We start from the raw sequence: 3,380 nt of genomic DNA on the forward strand, positions 1-3,380 counted from the left end.
GTGTCCGGCTCCCCACCACACGGATCATGATCAACGATCAAGGTCTCGACGCGCTACCGCCAACCATGCACGAGCTCGTTAGAGAACAGAAATGATCACTTAGGACCACGGGCTCCTTGCAGCAGGGGGCCAACCCTCCTCAGTCACTGATTGTGACGAAACGTCAGGGTGTCAGGCGAGGCGCACCGCTCAAGATCGAAGACCCGCGTTACTACCGATTACGGGACAGAGCCGAACGATTTACAGTCCCGCCCGAAGAGCCCTACGAAGCCCTCGCCCGGACCCGCGCGGAGCCTGGAAGAACAAGTACGCCCTGCGCTCCGGGATCGAGGGCACCAGACCTTCGATATCACCGGCATCCGCCGGGCCCGCTACCGCAGTCTGCCGCAGGTCCGCCTCCAGCACGCCTTCTCCACCACCGTAATCAACATCGTCCGCCTCGAACGCCTGGTGGACCGACCCCGCCCCTGCGGGGGACACGTACCAGCCGTCTCGAACGCCTCAGCTACCGACTCACCGCCTGACGCAATTGGGCAGCGGGGTCACCGAGTTGGTAAAAGACCGGAGGGACCAGAGATGATGCGTCGGCAGGCACGGACTTCTCAGGATCACAGAGCGTAGAGAACTGCATGACAATGGGCATCCGTGCCTGTTCTGCATCGGGACCCCACCCAACCTGCGTATCCGTCAGAAAGCGGACGTCAGCCGACTACGCCGAAGCCCTGGTCCCAGTCCTACTGCAGGAACCGACATCTCGTCAGCTCCTACGACTCAACGATTTCATTTTCAGTAACTCGTCCGGAGTGTCGGTCATGAATCCATGCCGAGTAGAGCCTCTCGGCATCCTGGGCTTGCTCCTGTCCGAGTGTACAACTCTGGTGCGTGAGTTCTAGGTGCACGCCAGATGGGTCGAAAAAATAGATTGAATACCAGACGCCATCGTGATTGATCGGCCCGCGGACTTTTATAGCGTGTTCACGCAGTCGCACAGCATACTCATCAACAGCTTCGATGGAATCAAGGCTGAGGGCCAAATGGCGAGTCCAAAGCGGCCACCCATCATTTTCCCGCCGGGGTGTATTCTCAACATCAAAGAATGCGATACACTCACCAGAAGGCATCTCGTAGAAAGTGTGCAGAAAGTCGGGCATCATGCTTCCGTCACTCGTTCTCTGGCCCGGTGCCCTGCGAACAGCACCCGCGAACCTGAGTCCCATTATCTTGGTGTAGAAGTAGTGAGTCTCTTCCAGTCTATCCGTCTGAAAGGCAATGTGATTCAGCGCACTAGGGAGATGCATTTGGGGTAACCTTGCTTTCTTTTCGATAGCTTGACTGTGCAACGCTCAATCATCCGCTTCACCTTGCGGATTTGGATTCCGTTGAGATTTGGATGACAGCATTCGAACTTGTAGAGGCTATGCGGGTCTCTCGGCCAGTGACTCCGTAACATTCTTACGGACCGGTCCAGAACTTGCGCAAGCTCCGGGAGTGACTCAATCTCCAGAATAATTGGTTACGTTATCATTATCAATGATATCATGGATTCTCGATTGGCAAGTATCCGCCGGGCGTTCGACTGTCCCGGGGTGGTTTCAAGTTCCGGGATTGTGTAGATCGTCCGCGTAGAGTGCGTGTTGACGCGGTGACAGCACAGGCACGAGACCGGTGATCATCAGGGTGTCTACGCCAGCCGCTGAGCCCGGATCCACCGGCTTGATTTCGGTGTGATCGTTTCGGGGGCGTGCAGGGCGTGTCGGGGTTGAGTTGCGGATTCGGGTGTGGGGTGGCGGCGGGTCTGCCCAGCCTTTCCACTTTTCAACAGGTCTCGGGCCCTTTCGGGCAGGTCGGTCGGGGAGTGTCAGGGGGCTGGTGGCGCGTGCACCATGTTGAAGAGCTGGATGAAGTTGGTGCTCCAGGGCCAGTGCTCGGGCACGTGCAGGGTGAGGCTGCGGGCTGAGCGAGCCAAGCGGGCGGGCACGTTGATCAGGTGGTCCCGGATGGTGGCGGTAGTCGCTCTGGTATGGGAAGGTGTCGGCCAGTGCGCCGGCGGCGCGGGTCAGGTTGTGTGCCAGGGCGAGCCAGGCGGCGTTGGCCTGGAAATGCCCGGACGGCGCGTGGGCGAAGGCGCTGTTCTTGACATCGGCGCACCTGCTCGACGAGGGCGTGCCGTCGGTGATCACGCTCGGCATCGTTCAAGGAGAGCGGGGAGTCGGTGAACGCGGCGTGGTAGCGCCAGGTGTCAAACAGCGTGCCCTGTCCGGCGGGGACGGCTTGCGGCGCGCTCGGGCGTTTGACGCGGCGCACGATCAGACGGGCGGTGACCTGCTGCTTCTTCGGCTTGGAAGTGAAGGCGGTGTAGGTGGTCTCGGCTATCTCGGCGTCGGAGATCCAGCACTGGCCCTCCTCGTCCCAGACCGCCTTGGGGTACTTGATCGGCGTCCAGGCGTCCTCATCGTGGGGGCGATGGTGGTCTTGACGGAAGCGTTCATCTGCACGGTGATGGAGAAGCGTGCGCCCAGTGCCCGGCAGGAGTTGACGGCATCGGCGCCGTAGAACGCCGAGTCCGCGCGCATCACCAGCAGGCCGCTGGCGCCGCAGGCGCGAGCGGTGCGGATGGTCTCGGTGACGAACGCTGCCGCCCCGCGCGCGGAGTTCGAGGGTCCCCTGCGCAGCCTGGTGGCGGCGATGACCGGGGCGGCCAGGGGTGTGGAGACGATGCCGAGGAGCGCGTTCAGGCCGTTGGCCTTGCTGTATCCGTAACCGCGCCCTGTTTGGCGTAGCCGTAGATGCGGCGGATGGTGTCATCGACGTCCACGTAGGCGACCTGGTCAGCGCCGGGCAGCAGCGGGGCGTGACGGGCCAGTTCGGGAAGGAACCGGCGGGCCACAGCGTGCAGTTGCTTCACATGGCCGTGTGTGAAAAAACGCAGAAACGACCACGGCGTGGACGGGGCCCGCACACCGGAGAACAGACGGCCCATCGCGCCGTGACGCAGCCGGTGCATGTCCTCGATGCTGTCGGCGCCCGCCACCATGCCACCCACCAGCGACATCACCTTCGCCGCGGGGAAGGCGCCGGTGCCGTCCTTCGAGGCCGGCAGCAGGATGTGCCCCCCCATTACCTTCTTGATCAGCCCCGCAACGGGGTTCCCAGCCTCCGGGACGGCATGACTGCTTCCCCGTTACCTTCTAGACGGCCTTGATCATGAGGCTCCCGGCCTTCTGGCCCGGCATGACTTATGTCCCCCTGTCGACCATGACCCGGGGGGTGGTGTCACCGGGCCGGAAGGCGCCGGTAGATCGCTAAGAAGTCATCTCATTTGGTTGGGTAGTCTGGGCTCGTGGGGATAGTGGAGCGTCTCGTGCCTGATGAGTTGTGGG

Annotated in this window: 3 protein-coding genes; 1 reads left to right on the top strand and 2 read right to left on the bottom strand. The window is 62.0% G+C overall.

All coding sequences use genetic code 11. The features are described from left to right. Positions 1–764: 764 nt before the first annotated feature. On the bottom strand, positions 765–1,298 hold the full coding sequence (locus LCE31_RS38065) for a VOC family protein (protein WP_225022732.1): 534 nt from the start codon (positions 1,296–1,298) through the stop codon (positions 765–767). A gap of 730 nt (positions 1,299–2,028) precedes the next feature. On the opposite strand from LCE31_RS38065, the gene LCE31_RS41585 reads away from it, so the two are divergent. Beyond that, positions 2,029–2,553, top strand: a complete 525-nt coding sequence (locus LCE31_RS41585; protein ID WP_225022734.1) for a hypothetical protein — start codon at positions 2,029–2,031, stop codon at positions 2,551–2,553. A gap of 178 nt (positions 2,554–2,731) precedes the next feature. On the opposite strand, the gene LCE31_RS41590 is transcribed toward LCE31_RS41585, so the two are convergent. Continuing rightward, positions 2,732–3,118 carry a hypothetical protein gene (locus LCE31_RS41590; RefSeq protein ID WP_225022736.1) on the bottom strand — a complete coding sequence of 129 codons (387 nt, stop codon included), beginning with the start codon at positions 3,116–3,118 and terminating at the stop codon, positions 2,732–2,734. Positions 3,119–3,380 lie beyond the last annotated feature (262 nt).

Origin of the sequence: Streptomyces sp. 8L (assembly GCF_020176795.1) — a bacterium.
In the GTDB taxonomy this organism is placed as follows: domain Bacteria; phylum Actinomycetota; class Actinomycetes; order Streptomycetales; family Streptomycetaceae; genus Streptomyces.